This window comes from Agathobaculum sp. (assembly GCF_022775115.1).
Taxonomy (GTDB): domain Bacteria; phylum Bacillota; class Clostridia; order Oscillospirales; family Butyricicoccaceae; genus Agathobaculum.
The window spans coordinates 1-19,952 of record NZ_JALFLA010000043.1 but is presented as its reverse complement, the minus strand read 5'-3'; the positions used below and the strand labels follow the sequence as shown (position 1 = coordinate 19,952).

Annotated in this window: 18 protein-coding genes, 6 tRNA genes and 1 riboswitch; of the genes, 17 read left to right on the top strand and 7 right to left on the bottom strand. The window is 57.4% G+C overall.

Translation table 11 applies throughout. The annotated features are described in order from the left end of the window. The 7 genes from MR935_RS05790 to MR935_RS05760 all read left to right on the top strand — a co-directional run. On the top strand, window positions 1-419 hold a 419-nt coding region (locus tag MR935_RS05790; protein WP_290571874.1), incomplete at its 5' end, for a hypothetical protein. Window positions 420-558: 139 nt separating this feature from the next. Then, window positions 559-635, top strand: a tRNA-Asp gene (locus MR935_RS05785). Between the two features lie 31 nt (window positions 636-666). Then, window positions 667-742: transfer RNA gene (locus MR935_RS05780), tRNA-Phe, on the top strand. A 109-nt stretch (window positions 743-851) separates the two neighbouring features. Then, window positions 852-927 (top strand) — tRNA-Gly (locus tag MR935_RS05775). Between the two features lie 7 nt (window positions 928-934). Then, window positions 935-1,008 (top strand) — tRNA-Cys (locus MR935_RS05770). 141 nt (window positions 1,009-1,149) lie between these two features. Further along, on the top strand, window positions 1,150-1,839 hold the full coding sequence (locus MR935_RS05765) for a response regulator transcription factor (RefSeq protein WP_442863018.1): 690 nt from the start codon (window positions 1,150-1,152) through the stop codon (window positions 1,837-1,839). A gap of 1 nt (window position 1,840) precedes the next feature. After that, the gene (locus MR935_RS05760; RefSeq protein ID WP_290571870.1) at window positions 1,841-3,967 is read left to right on the top strand and encodes a sensor histidine kinase; all 2,127 of its coding nucleotides are present in this window, start codon (window positions 1,841-1,843) and stop codon (window positions 3,965-3,967) included. Between the two features lie 108 nt (window positions 3,968-4,075). Here MR935_RS05760 and MR935_RS05755 read toward each other — a convergent pair whose 3' ends face one another. Continuing rightward, entirely contained in the window at window positions 4,076-4,750 is a 675-nt protein-coding gene (locus tag MR935_RS05755) for a uracil-DNA glycosylase (protein WP_290571868.1), read from the bottom strand. 149 nt (window positions 4,751-4,899) lie between these two features. On the opposite strand from MR935_RS05755, the gene MR935_RS05750 reads away from it, so the two are divergent. The 7 genes from MR935_RS05750 to MR935_RS05725 all read left to right on the top strand — a co-directional run bounded on the left by MR935_RS05750 (window position 4,900) and on the right by MR935_RS05725 (window position 12,424). Further along, the gene (locus tag MR935_RS05750; protein WP_290571867.1) at window positions 4,900-5,265 is read left to right on the top strand and encodes a GntR family transcriptional regulator; all 366 of its coding nucleotides are present in this window, start codon (window positions 4,900-4,902) and stop codon (window positions 5,263-5,265) included. Next, window positions 5,262-6,161, top strand: coding sequence for an ABC transporter ATP-binding protein (locus MR935_RS05745; RefSeq protein ID WP_290571865.1), 900 nt, complete (start codon window positions 5,262-5,264; stop codon window positions 6,159-6,161). Before MR935_RS05750 ends, MR935_RS05745 begins: the two co-directional genes overlap by 4 nt. Next, on the top strand, window positions 6,136-8,292 hold the full coding sequence (locus MR935_RS05740; RefSeq protein WP_290571864.1) for a hypothetical protein: 2,157 nt from the start codon (window positions 6,136-6,138) through the stop codon (window positions 8,290-8,292). Before MR935_RS05745 ends, MR935_RS05740 begins: the two co-directional genes overlap by 26 nt. A 196-nt stretch (window positions 8,293-8,488) precedes the next feature. Beyond that, window positions 8,489-8,719, top strand: coding sequence for a FeoA family protein (locus MR935_RS10725; protein WP_320767397.1), 231 nt, complete (start codon window positions 8,489-8,491; stop codon window positions 8,717-8,719). Further along, the gene (gene feoB, locus MR935_RS05735; protein WP_320767396.1) at window positions 8,716-10,737 is read left to right on the top strand and encodes a ferrous iron transport protein B; all 2,022 of its coding nucleotides are present in this window, start codon (window positions 8,716-8,718) and stop codon (window positions 10,735-10,737) included. Before MR935_RS10725 ends, feoB begins: the two co-directional genes overlap by 4 nt. Before the next feature lie 38 nt (window positions 10,738-10,775). Then, on the top strand, window positions 10,776-11,579 hold the full coding sequence (locus tag MR935_RS05730) for a Cof-type HAD-IIB family hydrolase (RefSeq protein ID WP_290571863.1): 804 nt from the start codon (window positions 10,776-10,778) through the stop codon (window positions 11,577-11,579). A gap of 75 nt (window positions 11,580-11,654) precedes the next feature. Further along, window positions 11,655-11,756, top strand: a riboswitch (THF riboswitch). Between the two features lie 68 nt (window positions 11,757-11,824). Beyond that, window positions 11,825-12,424 carry a folate family ECF transporter S component gene (locus MR935_RS05725; protein WP_290571861.1) on the top strand — a complete coding sequence of 200 codons (600 nt, stop codon included), beginning with the start codon at window positions 11,825-11,827 and terminating at the stop codon, window positions 12,422-12,424. A 141-nt stretch (window positions 12,425-12,565) separates the two neighbouring features. Here the strand turns inward: MR935_RS05725 and MR935_RS05720 are convergent, their stop codons facing one another. From MR935_RS05720 to MR935_RS05700, 5 genes are all read right to left on the bottom strand, one after another. Continuing rightward, window positions 12,566-13,282 (bottom strand): MerR family transcriptional regulator, encoded by a 717-nt coding sequence (locus MR935_RS05720; protein WP_290571859.1) that lies wholly within the window; start codon window positions 13,280-13,282, stop codon window positions 12,566-12,568. A gap of 234 nt (window positions 13,283-13,516) precedes the next feature. Further along, entirely contained in the window at window positions 13,517-14,872 is a 1,356-nt protein-coding gene (locus tag MR935_RS05715; RefSeq protein ID WP_290571858.1) for an MATE family efflux transporter, read from the bottom strand. Between the two features lie 21 nt (window positions 14,873-14,893). Continuing rightward, the gene (locus tag MR935_RS05710; RefSeq protein ID WP_290571856.1) at window positions 14,894-15,379 is read right to left on the bottom strand and encodes a DNA-deoxyinosine glycosylase; all 486 of its coding nucleotides are present in this window, start codon (window positions 15,377-15,379) and stop codon (window positions 14,894-14,896) included. Beyond that, a complete protein-coding gene (gene mutY, locus MR935_RS05705; RefSeq protein WP_290571854.1) occupies window positions 15,376-16,425 on the bottom strand; it encodes an A/G-specific adenine glycosylase in 1,050 nt (349 codons plus the stop codon). Before mutY ends, MR935_RS05710 begins: the two co-directional genes overlap by 4 nt. Then, the gene (locus MR935_RS05700; RefSeq protein WP_290571852.1) at window positions 16,422-16,844 is read right to left on the bottom strand and encodes a PaaI family thioesterase; all 423 of its coding nucleotides are present in this window, start codon (window positions 16,842-16,844) and stop codon (window positions 16,422-16,424) included. Before MR935_RS05700 ends, mutY begins: the two co-directional genes overlap by 4 nt. 308 nt (window positions 16,845-17,152) lie before the next feature. Between MR935_RS05700 and MR935_RS05695 the strand changes: the two genes are divergently transcribed. The 3 genes from MR935_RS05695 to MR935_RS05685 all read left to right on the top strand — a co-directional run bounded on the left by MR935_RS05695 (window position 17,153) and on the right by MR935_RS05685 (window position 18,099). Next, window positions 17,153-17,827: a helix-turn-helix domain-containing protein gene (locus tag MR935_RS05695; protein ID WP_290571851.1), complete on the top strand. Its 675-nt coding sequence runs from the start codon at window positions 17,153-17,155 to the stop codon at window positions 17,825-17,827. Window positions 17,828-17,907: 80 nt separating this feature from the next. Continuing rightward, window positions 17,908-17,983: transfer RNA gene (locus MR935_RS05690), tRNA-Thr, on the top strand. A 31-nt stretch (window positions 17,984-18,014) separates the two neighbouring features. Next, a tRNA-Tyr gene (locus MR935_RS05685) sits at window positions 18,015-18,099 on the top strand. A gap of 171 nt (window positions 18,100-18,270) precedes the next feature. Here MR935_RS05685 and MR935_RS05680 read toward each other — a convergent pair. After that, a complete protein-coding gene (locus tag MR935_RS05680; RefSeq protein WP_290571849.1) occupies window positions 18,271-19,311 on the bottom strand; it encodes a tyrosine-type recombinase/integrase in 1,041 nt (346 codons plus the stop codon). Window positions 19,312-19,952: the final 641 nt, after the last annotated feature.

Sequence of the window (19,952 nt, the reverse complement as noted above, 5' to 3'; positions counted from 1 at the left end):
CTCCACCATGCCGCGGGCCTGCGATGCTTCATGTGGCTTTAGTCATCCCGGGCAGATGCCCCGCCCATGTCATCGCCCGTGCAGATGCTGGGCGGGGCGGACGCTATGCGCATCATCTGCTCCCGGTGCGCCTGCCTTCCGTGGCTATTGCTGCATCGCTCCGCAAGCTCCGGATCGTAGACCGGCCTGCCGCCCGGGTAGATCTGCCCGTTGTAGCCTTTGCACAGCTCGTTCCTGATGGTGTTTACATTCAGCTTCAGGTGTTCGCTAATGTCTTTTTTTGCTTGCGCCGGTACGCCACATTTCGTAGATGGTTTTTCGCATTTCATGCGTCACTTTTGCCATCCTTAACCGCTCCTTTCCGTTCTGTTTTTCGAGGTGTCACGCTGGTATTCCTGCCTTTTTACGGCAAAAAATAAAGTTACCAGAGTGCTGTCCTCTTGGTAACTTTAATTATAAAATTTTCGCTTAATAAAAAAATCTGAAAAAACTGTTGACATTTCCCGCATTGTTCGATATAATAAATCTCGCCGCTGATGATTACGGCGGCGGCGATTCGGCCCGGTAGCTCAGTCGGTTAGAGCGCCAGCCTGTCACGCTGGAGGCCGTGGGTTCAAGTCCCATCCGGGTCGCCATTCTTTCATCGGAAACGGTGGAAGAGTTCTTGCCTCTGTAGCTCAGTCGGTAGAGCAGGGGACTGAAAATCCCCGTGTCATTGGTTCGATTCCGATCGGAGGCACCATTATTATTGATAGTACCCATGTGGGTACTATCAATAATAAATCATCCTCGCCGTCTGGGCTGAGGAAGACGCTATCAAGCAAACAGGCTTGCCGGCATACAATGAAAATGCGGCTGTAGCTCATCTGGTAGAGCGCCACCTTGCCAAGGTGGAGGTAGCGAGTTCGAGCCTCGTCAGCCGCTCCACTTTTTTGGTACCATAGCCAAGCGGTAAGGCGTGGGACTGCAACTCCCTGATCCCCAGTTCGATTCTGGGTGGTACCTCCAAAAAAACGAGACACCTTGCGGTGTCTCGTTTTTTTGTTCTGCCGGAAACCGGGCATGTAAGAAAATCTTAAGAATTTTGCTGTGCAAAACAACAGAAAGTTTTGATAAGATAGAAGCCAAGGAGGGGACACCATGGAGCAATTGACGATTCTGGTCGTCGATGATGACAGAGAAATCGTAGACAGCATTGCGATTTTTCTGCGGGCAGACGGCTACGCAGTGGAAAAGGCGTACAATGGGCTGGAAGCGCTCGATGCGATTATGACAAAGCCGATCCAACTGCTGCTGCTTGATATCATGATGCCCGAGCTGGATGGCATCAAGACGCTTTTGAAGGTGCGCGAGAGTAAGAACATCCCGATCATCTTGATCTCGGCCAAGTCGGAGGACACAGACAAAATACTCGGCCTGACGGCGGGCGCGGACGATTACATCACCAAGCCCTTTAACCCGTCTGAGCTGGTTGCGCGGGTCAAGAGCCAACTGCGACGGTACACACAGCTTGGCGCGATGCCGCCCAAGGCGGCAAGCCAAATCGCCATTCGCGGCCTGCTGATCGACATGGAGAGCAAAAGCGTCACGGTCGATGGCGACGAGGTGCGCCTGACGCCGCTGGAGTATAAGATACTCGAGCTGCTGTGCCGCCATCCGGGGCGCGTCTTCTCCACAGAGGAGATCTACCGGCAGGTGTGGAACGACGAGGCGGTGTCGGACAACGCCATTGCGGTACATATCCGCCATATTCGGGAAAAAATCGAGATCAATCCCAAGGAGCCGCGCTACCTTAAGGTCGTGTGGGGCGTAGGTTACAAGATAGAAAGGAATGGATAGCATGATGGCAAAAACGATCGTTCGCAGCACGGCAGCCAAGCTGGCTGCGTTCCTGTTGATTTTGTACTGCGCGGCACAGACGCTGGCCACAGTGGAGTTTACGCTGCTTGACCTGAAGGAGAAGTACGATAGGGGAGGGTGGGGGCTGGTCTATCAGCTGGACAGCAGCTTCCGGAACTCTGACTGGGTGAACAGTCAGATGGGCAACATGGCCTGGGCGCTTGAAAATGCGCTGCATGGCGGCATGGATCAGCCGGAATTTGACCAGATCGATGATGCGAAGCGCTTTGTCGGTGACTATTACGCCCATGTGGGCGACCGGGTGCTCAAAAACGCTGAGCTGACACCGGAGGAGGCGGAAAATTCCTATATTTATCTGTATGCCACGCAGAATGACGGAAGTATGTATAATTTTCGCTATTACTATTCGCAGCCCTTTCACAGCAGCCTGTGGGAAAACGACGGTGCGGCGGACGACGGAGGAGAGCCTGCGGCCGCTCCCGGATTGCCGGAGGATGCCGTTATCATATTGCGCATAACGGCTGAGCAGGCTGCGCCCTATGAGGCGGAGTGGGCGGAGCAGCGGGACACGGTGCTGGGCATGGTCAAGCACGCGATGTGGTATATCGTCATCGCGCTGGCCGCGTATCTGTATCTGCTGTTTGTGACCGGCCGACGGGGTGGGGATGAGGATGTGCATCTGATAACCATCGACCGGTTGTTTGTCGAGTGCAATCTGCTGCTGCTGTGTGGCGCGCTGCTGGGTGCGGGTGCGGCCAATGTGGTTGTCATGCTCGAGCTGATGAGCGGTGCAGGCAATGACCTGCGCATTTTCGTCGAGCCGACGATCGTGCTGTTCGTCGCCGCGCTGGCACTCGCGGTCGAGCTTTCACTCTCGCTGGTGCGCAATCTGAAAAACCGCACGTTTGTGCGGCGCTCACTGTTCCTGCGCGCCTGCGGCTGGTGTTGGCGGATGGCGGTCAGGCTGCTCGGCTGGCTGTGCGGCGGACTGCGGGAGTGTCGGAATGTGCTGCTGCGCGGCCGGGGTGCGATCATCCGCACGAGAAACGGCCTGTGGAGCAAATTGCTTGGCGGCTGCCAAGCGCTGTTGAAAAATTACAAGACACGCAATGTGCTGCTGCTTTTCGCGGGCTTTTCGGCAGTGCTCGCGTTGCTCGCGTTCCTGACAGGCGTGCTGCTTTTTGAAAGCGCGGCAAGTTTGCTGTTTCTGCTGCTCGCAGTGGCATGGTTTGCAGCCGCCGCAATGTTTTTGCTCAGGCGCGTGCAGGGCTTTGACCGCATCGTGGACGGGCTGAAGCGCCTGCGCGCGGGTGAGGTGGACTGCAAGCTGACTGATATGCCGGCCGGCGTGTTCGCAGGCATGGCGGAGGACATCAATTCGCTGGGTGACGGGATGCAGGCTGCGCTGCAAAATGCGATCCGCGCTGAGCGCATGAAAACCGAGTTGATCACCAACGTATCGCATGACCTGAAGACACCGCTGACCTCGATCCTCAACTATGCCGATCTGCTCTGCCAGCAGCAGCTGACGCCCGAGGAGGCCAACGACTACGCCGCCATCATCCGCCAAAAGGGACTGCGGCTCAAAAATCTGACGAGCGACCTGTTCGATATCTCCAAGGTGCAGTCGGGTGCGGAAACCATCGAATGCGAGCGGCTGGACGCCTGTACACTCGTGCGGCAGGCGCTGGCCGAGCAGGACGCGGCCATTAAGGCGGGTGGGCTAACGTTCAAGGTCGATTTGCCTACGGGCGAGGTGCCCATCTGGGCGGACGGTAAGAAGATGTCCCGGGTGATGGAAAACCTGATCGGCAACTGCATCAAGTATGCGCTGGCGGGCACGCGGGTATTCCTGTCGGTCAGCGTGCAGGAGGGGAACAGGGTGCGCATCGAGCTGAAGAATATCGCAAACTACGCGATGGACTTTGATGCGGGCGAGATCACCGAGCGCTTTGTTCGCGGGGACGCGGCGCGCTCGACTGAGGGCAGTGGTCTGGGACTGGCCATTGCCAAGAGCTACGTCACGGCCTGCGGCGGCACGCTGTCGGTCGAGGTGGATGGCGACCTATTCAAGGTACGCATTGAGTTTGCACTGCACGGCAAATGAAAAGGCGTCCGCCATATCTCACCGGAATGAAAGTATGACAGAGGAGCAAAAAAAGTCACGCAGTAGCGTGACTTTTTGATAGTGGGCGCTTTGCGCAGCGCTGTCCGCTCATGCATGGTTCAGATCCCAGTCGATCGGCTCGATGCCGTTTTGTGCGAGAAAGGCGTTGCAGCGCGAAAAATGCTTGCAGCCGAAAAAGCCGTTATACGCCGAGAGTGGCGAGGGATGTGCGCATTCGAGCACCAAATGCTGCGGGTTGGTGATGCGTGTTTTCTTGCTGCGTGCGTTGCCGCCCCAGAGCAGGAACACGATCGGCCGGTCGCGGTCATTGAGCTTGTCGATCACATGATCGGTAAAGGTCGTCCAGCCGAGGTTTTTGTGGCTGTTGGCGCAGCCCTGCCGCACGGTCAGTGTGGTGTTGAGCAGCAGCACACCCTGCTGCGCCCAGTGCGTCAGCGTGCCGTTTTGGGGTGGGTCGATCCCGAGGTCGCTATGCAGCTCCTTGAAGATATTTTGCAGGCTCGGCGGCGGCTGCACGCCCGGCTGCACGGAAAAGCACAGCCCGTGCGCCTGTCCGGGGCCATGATAGGGGTCTTGGCCGAGGATGACCGCTTTGACAGCCGCATAGGGCGTATACCGCAGCGCATTGAAGATGTCGTGCATCGGGGGATAGATGGTTTGCTCAGCGTATTCCTTTTTCAGCCAGTAGCGGATGCGTTTGTAATACTCCTGCGAAAATTCGCCGGCGAGGATATCGTCCCAGTCATTGTCCAGATGTACCATGTGCGGCCTCCTGTGTCGATTGATGTCACAAACAGTATAGCATGGACGAATTAAAAAAGCTATTGACAAATGCAAAACGCACTGCTATACTCTACATGTATTAAGACGGGTAATACAGATAGTACAGATGCGGAAAGGAGGCGCACGATGTGATACAAATTGATTACAGAGATCCGCGGCCGATCTACGAGCAGGTGGCGGACGGCATCGAGCAGCTGGCGCTGCGCGGCGCGCTGGCGGCGGACAGCCAGCTTCCCAGCGTCCGCCAGCTGGCGATGGAGCTGTCCATCAATCCGAACACAATACAGCGCGCATACAGCGCGCTGGAAAGCCGCGGCGTGATCTATTCGGCCAAGGGAAAGGGCAATTTCGTGTCGGGCAATGCTGCGGCGCTGCGCCGCCGCCGGCTGGATGAGCTCGGCGCGGAGATCGGCGCACTGGCGGCGCAGGCGCGCGAGCTGGGCGCGACGGAAAACCAGCTTTGCGGCTGGGTGAAAGGAGAGAAAAGCACATGATCACAGCAGAAAACGCAACCAAGCGCTTTGGCGATATCATGGCGGTCGACCATGTGTGCGCCGAGATACGGGATGGCGCGGTGTTCGGTCTGATCGGCTCGAACGGCGCGGGCAAATCGACCTTTCTGCGCATGATGGCAGGCATCCTGTCGCCTGATGAGGGTACGGTGCGGATTGACGGTGCGGATATTTTTGAGAACACAGCGGCCAAGGAACGGTTTTTCTTTATTTCCGATGAGCAGTACTTTTTTTCCAACTGCACGCCGGCTGAGATGAAGAACTACTACAAGCGCTTCTACCGCGCCTTTGATGAGCCGCGCTACCACAAGCTGATGAACGGCTTCGGACTGGATGAGAACCGCAAGATACGCACCTTTTCCAAGGGCATGAAAAAGCAGGTCTCGGTCATCTGCGGGGTGTGCGCGGGCACGGATTACCTGTTCTGCGACGAGACCTTTGACGGCCTTGACCCGGTCGTGCGGCAGACGGTCAAAAGCCTGTTTGCCGAGGATGTCGACCGGCGCGGCCTGACGCCGGTCATCGCCTCGCACAACCTGCGCGAGCTGGAGGATATCTGTGACCATGTCGGTCTGCTGCATCGCGGCGGTATCCTGTTTTCGCGCGATTTAGACGAGATGAAGCTTGGTATGTTCAAAATGCAGTGCATCTTCACCGATCCCTTGGCAGAGGGCGCGTGGAAGGGGTTTGATATCCTGCGGCTGGAACAGCGCGGGTCGCTGTATACGATCACCGCGCGCGGCAGCCGCGAAGCGCTGCTTGAGCGTATTAACGCCATGCAGCCGGCTTTCTGCGAGCTGCTGCCGCTGACGCTCGAGGAAATTTTTATCAGTGAAACGGAGGTGGCCGGTTATGACCTCAAGAAACTCCTTTTCTAACGCCGGCTTGCTGCGGGACGGTATGCGCCGCAACCTGTGGGCGATCGTGCTGGCGGGCTTGAGCTTTTTCCTGGCGCTGGTGCTGCCCGCGCTGATGGTGATGCAGCGGGCGCTGGCCGACCTCAGCCATCTCATGCCGGGACGGGATGACGATCTGATTGAGGCACAGTGGAAAAACGCACTGGATCAGGTTGCAACGCTCATTGGCGGGCAGAATCCGCTGCCCAAGATTGTGTTTATCATGCTGGCCGTCGTGTGTGGCGTGGCGCTGTTTGCGTACTTACACTCGCGGCAGAAGGTGGATTTTTACCACAGCCTGCCCATTTCGCGCACGCGGCTGTATTGCAACAACTTTGCCGTCGGTCTGCTGTGTACGCTGCCGGTATATCTTATCATGCTGGGGCTGACTATCGTCTGCGTATACGCGATGGGCTTTGGCGAGGCCGTGTCGTGGCCGTCGATAGGCGGAGCGGCTGTGAGCAGCCTGATTATTTTCCTCACGCTTTACGCGCTCACCGTGCTGACCACGGTTGTGTGCGGCCACACAGTCATCACGCTGCTGCTGCTATTGTGGGTGATGTTCGCGCCTATGCTGACAGTGCTCATGGGCAGTGCGCTTTGCTACAGGTTCTTCGATACCTATGATATTTATAACAACGGACTGATGCTGCAGGCGGTTCGTTTGTCCCCGCTGGTGCAGTTTTTTGAGCTGGATGGCTTGCAGCACACGGGAGAAAAGCTGCTGCTCGTTTGGTCGGCGGATGGATCCGCAGTCGCCCTGCTTGCCATTTATCTGGCGGTGGCTGTGCTGGCCGCTGTACTTGGTGCGTATCTGTTCCGCCGCCGCCGGAGCGAGCGGACGGGCGTAGCGCTGGCGTTTACACCGGTCGAGCTGCCGGTCAAGGTATACATCTGCCTGTTCATGGGCGTGGCGTTCGGCCTGCTGTTCGATGCAGCGTCGGGTGCGTTCTGGTTCTGGCCGGGCTTGGTACTGGGCGTGGTCATCTTCCATTGGGTGGTCGAGATCATCTATGCCTTTGATTTCCGCGCGATTTTCAAGCATCCGGTGCAGCTGGCCGTCATCGTAGCCGTGTTGATCGCAGGTATGCTGTGCTTCCAATTCGATGTGGTCGGCTATGACAAATGGATACCGTCGGTCGAGGCGCTGGCCGCGGTCGATCTGGATATGCGGGATGGGGCGATGCTGGAAGACCCGGCGAGCATCGCGGCCGTGCAGCGGCTGACTGAGATCGGCGTGGCTTATGGCGAGCAGGTCAAGCAGATGGAGCAGATGGGCGCGGTCGAGGATGCCGAGACGGCCATGGATATCTCATCCTACTCCTACTCTTACCGCCTGAAGAGCGGCCGCGTGGTATACCGCCGGTTTGCCACACCGGTGACCGACGAGGTGCGCGCGCTGCGGCGGCAGATATGCTCTGCGGAGGAATACAAGGTCAAGAAGTGGGCGCTGTTCCGCTATTTGGAGACATACAGCGACCGTTTCCTTGAGGTGTACACCAATGCGGGCGGATATCTGGCGCAATGCACGATCAACGACGCTGCGCAGATTGAGCAGATCATCCGCACGCTGCGCGAGGAAGCGCTGGCCAACACCGAGCGAGGCGCACCCGTGCTGCGGCTGCAGCTGGGCAAGCTTGGGCTGAATCACCGGCAATATGTCGGCAACGCCTATGTCACCGCCGCGGATGTGAAAACGCTCGAGCTGATTCAGCAGTTTACCTCGGTCGTGCCCGAAGCGCTTGCGGCTGACATGGTGCGCGAGATCGAGATCGCCTATTATGATAGCGCGGATACGCAAACTAAGACTGTGACCGACCAGGCAGATATCGCCGCGCTGTTGGAAAACGGGTTAAATGTAGACGCGATGGAGCTGTACCGCGTTGACGAGCCGGAGGACGGCGCGTGCCCGCTGGAGGAGCTGAAGGTGTCTCTGTGGGTGCGGGGAACGACCAACAGCGACACGTTCCGGCTGGTGTACCCGGAGGGCAAAGCACCCACCGCGGTGTTGGACAAATACCGCCCGGACGATATGCCTGCTGGGGACGTAGGGGCCGCCGGGGGCGCAGAGGCCGCCGAGGTGATCGCCGTGCCGACATACTCGGTAGGCTGAGCCGCAGGGCGGCGATTGGGAGACCGCTTCCGCATAATAAAAGGATAGAGAGACACATGTCAAAAAAGCGTGGTTTCGACCGCGCTTTTTTGGCGTTTTTTTGCGCACAGGCAGGCGTCCGCTCGCTTGACAATATTGTCCCCGTGCCATAGAATGATACATGGAGTTAACCATTGCAAACAAAGGCGGAAAACATATGAAAACACTGAATAATTTAAGGCCGGGTGAAATCGGCGTGGTCGACCGCATTACAGCGGGCGGTGCGCTGAAACGGCATTTTTTGGATATGGGCATCACCAAGGGCGTGCCGGTCACGATGGAGCGCATCGCGCCGTTCGGAGATCCCATCGCCGTGCGGCTGCGGGGATACAGCCTGTCCCTGCGGCGGGAGGAAGCGAAAAAAATCGTGTTGGAGGCAGGCAAATGACAGCAAAAAGAACGGTGGCCATCATCGGTAACCCCAATAGCGGCAAGACCACGCTGTTCAACCGGCTGACCGGCTCGAACCAGCATGTGGGCAACTGGCCGGGCGTGACGGTCGACCGAAAGACCGGCCACATCTGCCATGACAACATCGGTGTGGATATCGTCGATCTGCCGGGTATTTACTCGCTCTCGCCCTACACGCAGGAGGAGATCATCGCCCGCGAATATGTGCTGGGCGACGAGTGCGACGGCGTCCTCAATATCGTCGACGCGGCCAATATCGAGCGCAATCTGTATCTGACGCTGCAGCTCATCTCGCTCGGCCTGCCGATGGTGATCGCTCTCGGGTTTATGGACGATGTGCGTGCGCAGGGCATTGAGATCGACTGCGCCAAGCTCTCTGAGCGGCTGGGCGTGCCGGTCGTGCCCATCTCGGCTAAAAAGGGCGAGAATATGCATGATCTGCTCGATCAGCTAACGCATGGTATGCATGCGCCGGTGCAGCAGCCCACCTATCTGCATGGCGTGGGTGCGGCGATCCGCCGTGCGGCCACCCTGCTCGAGCCGCTGCCGCTGCGCAAATGCAGCCTGCCGTTTTACGCGGCCAAGCTGCTGGAGGGGGATAAGGCGCTCTGGGCGCAGTACGGCGGCCAAATGCCGCGTGAGATGCGCGAGCAGCTGGACGCGCTCGCCGAGGGGATGCACAGCCATGCCAACTCGACTGACAACGAAATGGTGCTGGCCGACGCCCTCTATGACTATATCGAGGAGGTCGTGCGCGCGTGCTACAAGCGCCCCGCGGTTCACAAGCTGACTGTCACCGAGCGCATCGACCGCATTGCGCTGCACCGCGTTTGGGCGCTGCCGATCTTTGCGTTTTTCATGTTTCTGATGTTTTGGTGCACCTTTGGCCCGATCGGCTCATTCTTTGGGGACGGGATGGAGTACCTGCTGCAAGAGCTGCTTTCGCCCGCCGTGCGCGGGGCCTTGACCGCAGCAGGTGCGCAGGCGTGGCTGACCGCTTTGGTGTGCGACGGCGTGATCGGCGGTGTAGGCGGTGTGCTGAGCTTTTTGCCGCAGATCGTCATTTTGTTCTTCTTTCTGTCCATTTTGGAGGATACGGGTTATTTGGCGCGTGTCGCGTTCATTATGGACACGCTGCTGCGGCGCATCGGCCTATCGGGCAAGTCGTTCGTGCCCATGCTGATGGGCTTTGGCTGCACCACGCCCGCCGTCATGGCCGCGCGCACGATGGAGAACGACGCCGACCGCCGCATGACCATCATGCTCACGCCGTTCATGTCCTGCGGGGCAAAGCTGCCGGTATACGCGCTGGTGGCGGGCGCGCTCTTTCGGGAGCACGCGGGGCTGGTCGTCATCAGCCTGTATGTGCTCGGCATCGTGATGGGCATTGTTGCGGGTTTCATCCTCAAAAAGACGATCTTCCGCGGGGTATCCTCGGGCTTTGTGCTTGAGCTGCCGACCTACCGTATGCCCAGCTTCAAGGGTACGGTGCTCAACATGTGGCAGAAAGCCAAGGACTTTATCACCAAGGCGGGTACGATCATCTTCCTGATGAGCGTGGTCATCTGGCTGCTGCAAAACTTCACGCCGTCGCTCGCGGTCGCGCAGACGAGCGCGGAGAGCATCCTTGGCCTGATTGGTACGGCCATTGCGCCTGTATTCCGTCCGCTGGGCTTTGGCGGCTGGCAGGAATCGGTCGCGCTGCTGACCGGCCTTGTCGCCAAGGAGGCCGTCGTCTCGACGATGAGCGTGCTGTACGGCGCGGGCGGCGACAGCGCGGTGCTGTCCGGTCTGCTCGGTACGGTGTTCACACCGCTTTCGGGATACTCGTTTTTGGTCTTCACGCTGCTGTACATGCCCTGCATGTCGGCCTTTGCGACCATCAAGCGCGAGATGGGCGGCTGGCGCTGGGCGATCGGTGCAGCCGTGTTCCAGACGGGGCTGGCCTACCTGACAGCGCTGGCCGTGTATCAGCTTGGCAGACTATTTTTGTGACGGACGCACCGCATCATGTAGAAAAGGAGAGACATGTAATGTCCATCAAGCTCATCGCCGCCGACATGGATGGTACGCTGCTTTCCAGCGAGCGCAAGCTTTCACCCGATCTGTTTCCGCTGATCGGGCAGCTTCGTCGGCAGGGCATCCGCTTTGCGCCTGCCTCCGGCCGGCAGTATTATAACCTGCGGGAGATGTTCGCCCCCATCGCGGACGAGCTGGTGTATATCAGCGAGAATGGCGCGATGGTGTGCGACGGCGCGGCGATTATATCCTTTGATGAGATGCCGCGGGACGAGGTCGTCCGCGCGGTCGAGACGGCACGCGCGCTGCCGGGCGTTTCGGCTATTCTGGCCTGCCGCGAGGGCGGCTTTTACGAAAACAAGGACGATGAGGTGTTTCTGACGCATATGGCGCATTATTACGCCCGGCGCCATTATGTGCCCGACCTGCTGGCGGTCGCGCGGAGTGAGCCGGTGTGCAAGGTGGCGCTGTTCTGCGCGGGTCACGCGGAGGATCATGCGCTGCCCGCTTTTCGCGCGTTTGAGGGCACATCGCAGGTCGCGCTGTCGGGCGCGGATTGGGTCGACCTGATGCGTCCGGGCATGAATAAGGGTGTGGCGATTGGCGCGCTGTGCGAAAATATGGGCATCACACCGGCGGAATGCATGGCCTTTGGCGATTACCTGAACGATCTGGAGCTACTGCGGGCGGTCGGAGAATCCTACGCAATGGCCAACGGCCATGCGCAGCTCAAAGCGGTGGCAAAGCATATCGCGCCCGCAAACGACGAAGACGGCGTGTGCCGCACCATTCGGCGGGTGCTGCGTATAGAAGGGTAGCGGCGCGTTTTCTGTCGCATTTTGCATAGGCTGTGTTGACAAGCGGAAAAAATATGCTACAATAAAGGTGGAAAAAGCAGAGTAGACCACAGCGCGTCAAGTGCCGCCGAGACGGGGAGTTGTTCGGCGGACGAAAGGGAGCGATCCCCTGCGGTGCTGTGCTCGCATCCCGCTGCTGCAACTGTTTAGGCATCTCCTAAATCGCTGTGGCAACAGATGAATTTTTACAGGAGGTGTCTTTTTCTATGTCTAAAAAAACCAATATTTTTGTGTGTTCGCTGCGTGAGCTGAAGAGCACGCGCTGTCTCGTGCTGACTTCGCTGCTGATTGCCGTCAACATCGCCATGGATCTGACCGGATTGACCATCAAGCTCCCGCCCAATTTGCGTATCGGCTTTGGCTTTCTGTGCAATGCTGCGATTGGTATGCTGTTTGGCCCGGTCGTCGGCATGATGGCGGGTGTGTGTACCGATGTGCTCGGCTATTTTGCGGGCAATCTGAGCATGGGCGCGTATTTCCCGGGTTTTACCCTGACGGCGCTTGTCGGCGGGCTGCTCTGGGGACTGTGGCTCTATCCCCGCAAGCTGAGCATTTGGCGTGCGATCGGCGCAAAGGCCTGCATCAACCTGATCTGCAACATCTTTATGAACACCTATTGGCTGACCCTGACCGGCGGCAAGGCGATGCGTGTGCTGTTGGTCACCCGCGTGCCGAAAAACCTGATTCTGCTGCCGCTTGAGGTCGTGCTGCTGTACTTCGGTATGAAGCTGGTGCTTCGTTTTTATAAAATGCTGCCCGGCGCGCCGGGCAGCGAATGTACCGCGCAGCACAACACACCGCAATAAAATCGAAGTGCATTCAAAAAAGCCGGATGTTATTTTGAAGGGAGTATTACTTCCGTCAGTTGAAAACATGACCCGCGCAGCGTGCAAAGCTGCGCGGGTCATCTTATTGGGCGGCTGTATTCTCAAGCTGTGCAGCAGCTTTTAGCAATACGCGTCAATGGCTTGCTTTACAAATTCAGCCGTACCCTCGCCGCCGGCTTGGTCTATGTTATGCTTAAACCGCTCATCATTGACGTACATCTGCCCCAGTCCGCTTAGGATCTCGGTCGTGCAAGTATAGTAATTGCTTGTAATAAAGTTTTGCAAAGCGCGGATTTTTTCCTGTACCGCTTTATCAGTAGGCGATAACTGCCGGAGCGCTCCGAGTTCGGCGAATAAATTCATCATCTGCTGTGTGGCTTCTCCAAAATCATGTCCGCTTTCATGCCTTTGCGCATATTCCTGATACTCCTTGGTATCACCCCATTTTGCTTTGGCCTCTGCTTTGTACTGTTCAATCTCACTTTTGTCGAAAACATGGAACTGCATTATTTTAACTCCTTTTTTCTGAATTTCACGGGCAAAAGAGATAAGCTCCCCGATATGCTTGTGCTGCAATTCCAGCAGTTCAATTTGTTGCGTCAGTGCTTCGGACGGCTCAAAGCTCGGACTGTCAAGCATCGCTTTGATTTCTTTTAGAGGAAACTGCAGCTCACGGAACAGTAAAAAACTTTGCAGACGGCTCAGTGCCGTATCGTCATACAGCCGATAGCCTGCTCCGGTCACTTTTGTGGGTTTCAAAAGGCCGATTGCGTCATAGTGATGCAGCGTGCGTACGCTCACGCCCGTGAGTCTGCTGACTTCATTTACTGTTCGCATAACTATCCCTCCCGTGTAAGATCATGATAAACTATGACGCAACGTTAGAGTCAAGGGTATTCTCAAAAAATTTTCGGTCAAGTACAAAAGGAATAACGCATTTTCCGCTCCCGTCTGTTTCCTTCTTGCATTTTAGCGGATATTTTTTGCCTGATACATTTCTTGACATAGAAAACACTCCACCTGTCAGGCAGAAATGATGCGGTCTGACAAGTGAAGTGCGGTGCATTCGTTTTATGTCTGCGCCCGCCGCAGGGTGGGTGCAAAGGTCAGCCATTTGCTGCCCCGGAAGCGCAGGGAAAAGCAGACCGTGCGGCAGATCCAGTCGGCCACCATAGCGATCCAGATGCCGATCGCGCCAAGCTGAAGCTGCACACTCAGCACATACCCACCGCCCAGACGGAGCAGCGCCATCGAAGCGATGGCGCAGACCATCGGAAAGCGCACGTCACCCGCCGCGCGCAGCGCATTGGGAAGCGTGAAGGAGGGCGGCCAGAGCGGGATCGCGCACAGACAATGGATCAGCACCAGCGCGAGCGCGAGTGCGAGCGAGTCTGCGGACAGCTGGTAGGCGCGCAGGATGAGCGGGCAGAGCAGGCAGGTGGCCAGACAGGTGGCACCCAATGCGGCATAGGTGATGCGCAGCAGCTTTTTTGCCATCCGCCGCACCTGCTGGGCATCGCCCGCGCCGACGCACTGGCCGACGACCGTAATCATCGCCAGATTGATGGCCTGTCCGGGCAGTATGCCGATGCTGTCCAGATTGTTGGCGACCGCATTGGCCGCGATTTGCGTTGTGCCGAACAGGGTGATCATGCTGACAACCAGCACGCGGCCAAGCTGAAACAGGCTGTTTTCCAAGCTGTTCGGGATGCCGATGGAAAGGATGCGTCCGATGAGCGCACCGTCCGGACGAAAGGCCTTGCCGCAGCGCAGCGATACCGTGTGCGCAGGATCGAGCAGCAGCACGGTAATAGCCACCGCGGCCACGCCGCGCGCGAACAGCGAGGCGAGCGCCGCGCCCGCCACGCCTTGGTGCAGGCCGTAGATCATCAGCGCGTTGCCGATGATGTTGACGGCGTTGACCAGCACGGCGATCAGCATGGACACGCGGGAGTTGCCCTGCGCGCGGAACAGCGACGCACCGGCGTTATAGATAGCAAGCAGGGGAAAGGAAAAGATGCTGATGGTAAAGTAGGTCAGTGCGCTGCGCATGACGCTGTCCTCGACTGCGCCGAACAGCAGCCGCAGCAGCGGCGCACGCACGGCCAGCAGCACAGCCGATAGGGTAAGCGAGATGATAGTGACGACAAAATAGAGCTGGCCTGCCGAGACGCAGGCGCGCCGGCGGTCCTTTGCGCCAAGCAGCTGCGCGGCGACAACCGCGCCGCCGGTACCGAGCGCGGCAAAGACGTTGAGAAACAGTACGTTTATCATATCGACCAGCGATACGCCGGAAACAGCGGTCTCGCCGAGTGAGGAGACCATAACGGTGTCCATCAGGCCGACGGTCAGCGCGAGCAGCTGCTCAAGCAGCAGCGGCCAGATGAGCTTTTTAAGCGCTTTGTTCGTAAACAGGTCTTGTTGCATGGGAAAAGGGAAGCCTTCTTTCTAAAGGATGACACGATAGGCCTCGACAAGGCGGTCGAGCGACCACGCGGCGTTGGCCGGACTGGTCGAGGGGAGCGCGGTGATGGGCAGATGGGTGACCGGCTCGATCAGCTTGCGGTACAGCGCGGCCGATTTGCCGCCGGTGGCAAAGACACGGTCGATGCGCGTCCGGGTGAGAAGCCAGCCGATGTCATTGGGCATGGCGTTTTTGATGCTGGTGTCCGAAGCACCCGCGATATCGCATTTTGCGATGGTGTCCCACAGGGCGATATGGTGGTTCAGGCATAGGGCGCGCTTCTGCTCGACTGTCTGGGGTGTCTCCTCGCCCAGCACAGCGGCGAGCACGCGCCAAAAACGGTTTTGCGGATGGCCGTAGAAAAACCGCGTCTCACGCGATTTGGGGCTGGGGATCGAGCCAAGCAGCAGTACGCGGCAATCGGCGTCATACAGCGGCGGGATATCATGGATGACGGTTTGGATGTTCATGCTTCCTCCTCAATGACGGACAGAAAGGCACGGAACGCGCTGGGCAGTGCGTAGGCTGTGCGCAGCACGGAGGGTGTGACAAAGGTCAGCCCATCCGGCGGCTGGGACAGCTCGACATAATAGCCGGTCATATGCCATTCCACATGGGTGAAGATGTGCTTAGACGGACGCAGTGAGAGCAGCTTGTCCACCTGCCAGCCGCGCGCGGCAAGCGCGTCACGCACCTCATCGGGCGCGAGGTGACCGTCCAGCGAGGGCAGCTCCCACAGCCCGGCCAGCAGGCCATTCGGCGGGCGGCGGCACAGGCCGACCAGCCCATCGCACCGGGGCAGCAGCACAGTGCGCGGCTCTATCCGGCGCGCCTTTTTGGCCGCGCGGATGGGCAGCGCGGCGGCACTGCCATGGTGGTATCCCAAGCACAGATGCTGCACCGGGCAGCCGCTGCACAGTGGTGCGCCGTTTGGTAGGCAGACGGTCGCGCCCAGTTCCATGAGCGCTTGGTTGAAATCGCCCGGCCGGTCGGCGGGCATCAGCGCGGTAAACCGCTGCCGCACCGCTTTTTTGTACTTTGCGTCGGTGATTGGTGTAAAGTCGCCGTCCAGCCGGGCGGCGACGCGCAGCACATTGCCGTCCACCGCGGGTACGGGCAGGCCGAACGCGATCGACGCGATGGCGCCGGCGGTATATTCACCGATACCGGGCAGCGCGCGCAGCTGCTCATAGTCGGCGGGCAGCGCGCCGCCATAGCGCGCGCACACCTCGACTGCGGCACGGTGCAGGTTGCGCACGCGGCTGTAATAGCCCAGCCCTTCCCACAGTTTGAGGTAAACGCGCTCCTCGGCCTCGGCCAGCGCGCGCACAGAGGGGAGCGCCTCCATCCAGCGGGTGTAATAGCCGCGCACGGCCTCCACGCGCGTCTGCTGGAGCATGATCTCACTCACCCACACGTGGTAGGGTGTGGGTGACGCGCGCCACGGCAGGTCGCGGTGTCCGCTGTCATACCATGCGAGCAGCGGCGCGGCAAGCGCGGAACAAACGCCGCTCAATGCTTCAGATCGTCCAGCGTTTGGCCGGTATAGAACATGGTAAAGGTCGCGTCAGCGATATGCCTGCCCTCGCCGTCATGCACTTCGACGATATAGATAGCGGTTTTCTGGCCGCTTTTGCGCTCATACGCGACCGCGGTCAGCTTCGTGCCGGGGCGGCCGGGACGGTAGTAATGGATGGTGCTGTCCAGCGTGACGGCCACACGGCCGTGCGAGGCTGCGGCTGAGCCGGCAGCAATGTCGCACAGGGTAAAGATGGTGCCGCCGTGCGCCATACCGAGCGGGTTGAGCAGATCATCGGTCAGGTCAACCTCGACCGTCGCCCCACCGTCCTTGTCCAGTGTTACAACGCGCATGTGCATCAGCTTATTCAGGCCGCCGGCCTCTTGCCGCATCCGCAGGATTTCTTCGATTGTCATATTCACAGCTCCTTCGCATAAAAAGGTGCGGCAAAGCGGCGCCGCACCAAGCATATTTTGATTTGGTTTTATTATACCGGGAGGACGCGCCGCCGTCAAGCGCAAGCGGCGAGGCGGGAAATAATGCGAAATCGTTTCGCCCCTATATCTTGGTGCATACGCTGTGCGGAGCAACAAAATGGTGTGAATGGGCACAAAAATGTGGTAGGAAAATGAAAAACAAAGGGGAAAAAGGGCATTTTAAGCACTTTACAAACGGTAATACAGATAGTATAATGAATATAACTTTATGACGGGGTAACGTGGAAATGGCCAGTGATTTTTCTCGTACACTCGCGCTTTTGCGGCGGGAAAAGAAAATAAGCCAGCGTACTGCTGCGGGCGATCTGGGCGTGTCGCAAGCGCTGCTCAGCCATTATGAGAACGGACTGCGCGAGCCGGGCTTATCGTTTGTGGTGCGCGCGGCCGATTATTACGGTGTATCGTGCGACTATCTGCTGGGCCGTTCGATGGCGCGGGACGGTTCTGCCGTGCCTGCCGGCCGGATGGAGGCGGACGCGGATGCCTCGCAGGAGAAGAATCAGGTCGTGCAGGCGGCCGCGCTGCTGCTCGAGTTGGCCATGCAGACGGGCAGCATCCAGCTGCCGCGTGAGATAGAGGATTACCTCTCCGTTGCGATCTATAAGGCCTACCGTTATATATACATGGCCGATCCCACCGGGGTGGAAGCCGTTTTTCGCGCCTCGCGTGAGCATTTTGACTATCTGTGTGACGCGCGTATGCGGGAGCATGAGCTGCGTATGCGCACTGCGGCGGAGGGCGAGGCCGCATTCGGCTTGACAGCGGAAACGCTGCACCGCTTCCCGCTGTCGCCCAATGAGATCAGCAAGCGGTGGCCCGTAGTCTCGCCCGCGTTTCTGACCGTACTGCAGCGGGTGTCCGATTCAATTGAAATGCTCGCAAAAAATATGTATATAAAATGACGAAAAAACTGTTGACATACCGGGCTGTTGTGTGGTAAGATAAATACCGTCGCCGAGGGTAGACAAAACCTGCGAAAAATGCTGGTGTAGCTCAGTTGGTAGAGCAGCTGATTTGTAATCAGCAGGTCGGGGGTTCAAGTCCGTCCACCAGCTCCACCATCTTTCTACGATGGTGAAAATGAAATATGGGAGGTTTCCCGAGTGGCCAAAGGGAACAGACTGTAAATCTGTCGTCTATGACTTCGGTGGTTCGAATCCACCACCTCCCACCAAGATTAAAACGCACTGGAAACGGTGCGTTTTTTCTGTTTATAGGCTGAAAATGTTCTGTTTTGCTTAAATGTTGGATTTTATGAAAAGTCGCTGTGATTCGCGGGAATAAGGGAAAAATCGCGACAAATAAGGGAAAAATAAGGGAAAGAAAAGAGGGCTTTTCAGCCCTCCTAATAAGCGAGTTTGCCCGCGGCGCGGCGCTGATCGTCAACGTCTACATGGGTGTAAATCTCTGTGACACCTACGGACTGATGGCCAAGCATAGTTTGCACAGCACGCAGTTCGGCACCGCCCTTGATAAGATAAGTAGCATAGGTGTGCCGGAGCTTGTGCGGGGACAACCGGCGCACCGGTAGGTCGGCAAAGAAATTCTCATACTGCCGTCGGAAGCTGCCCGGCGTCATATATCCGCCACGTACCGCCGGCACGACATAGATGCTTGCCTTTTGCGTCTGTTTGAGCTGTGCGGCGAGTTCGTCCCCGTAGGGGATATATCTTACCTTACCATTCTTTGTGCGCTCTACGGGCAGGAATTCGCCCTTTGCAACACGTGTCACAACGCGGCGCACAGTGATCAACTTTTCTTTTTGATTAATATCGCCCCAGCGTAAGCCCATAACCTCCTCGGAGCGCAGACCGGCATAGAGCATCAGGGCAATGGCAACGCCAAATGGCTTGCTAAGATTTTGCAGGATCACTTGAATTTCATCAAGGCTGAAGACCTTGATTGATTTAAGAGGTTCTTCGGCGGATACGGTGATGGACTCGCATGGATTTTTACGGCATAGTTCGTTTTGCACTGCTGACTTCATGATCTGGTTGATTGTGATATAGATATGGTGTCTGGCGCTCTTGCTCAAATGAGACGCATTGGCAAGCAGCTTTTCGATGTCGATTGGTCTTACCTTATCGAGCTGCTTTTTGCCCAGCGCTGGTTTGACGTGCTTTTGCCAGTACAATTCATAGTTCTGATAAGTGCGATAGGATACGCTGTCCCTTTTGATCTCGAGCCATTCTTCGCCCCAGCCGGCTACCGACATGCGCTTCACGATCTGGTCGTCTTTGTGATTGACCCATTCTTCATATGCGGCTTTGGCGAGCGCTTTGGTGCGGCGACAGAATGACTTCTGCACACGGCTGCCATCCGGCAGATCGACCCATACGCGTAGCTCCCAACTGCTGTTTGACTTTTTTCTATAACTTCCGTTCATAATAAAAAACCTCTTTCTTACCGTAAAAAAGTGTGGTAAAATAGTGGTTGATGATTAGGTGTGGAAATTTAGTCATCAACCCCATATTCCGTCTCTGTGTTGGTAGCACAGAGGCGGGATTTTTTTGTTTATTTTGACAATGCCGACAAGTTTAGATATTGGTCGAAATGATAAAAAGAAAAATGCACAGATAAGGTTTTTGAAAGTTTTAGTAAATCTTTATAAGGCTTCGTGCGGCGCGGTGAAGCGCCAAAATGCACAGCTTAAATAGTTGAAAAACAGTTCAAAAACTTGGCAATAGCGCGGTTTATTTGAAAATAAATTCTCCGTTTTGCCAATTTACATGCGTTTTTCTGCCGCGTATCATGGTCTCACCGGTTGTTACGATGGCAGGGCAGGGCGGCTCTAAGCCAATCCGCGTTGTTGACCGCCTGGTAAAGGATTACGGCGGCAAAGCTGAGGATTGGAAGAAACAAGCCGGTAAAATTACTAGCAGTAAGTATGTTAGCAGCGCGCATCTATTGTGCAACGTGCGCTACCCGGTGCGGATGCGGACGATCCCCGCGGTGACACTCATGTCACATCTGGGTACGCCTAATCAGGTATCTCAGTGGGGGAGTGGTGTAGACAGTGGGATCACG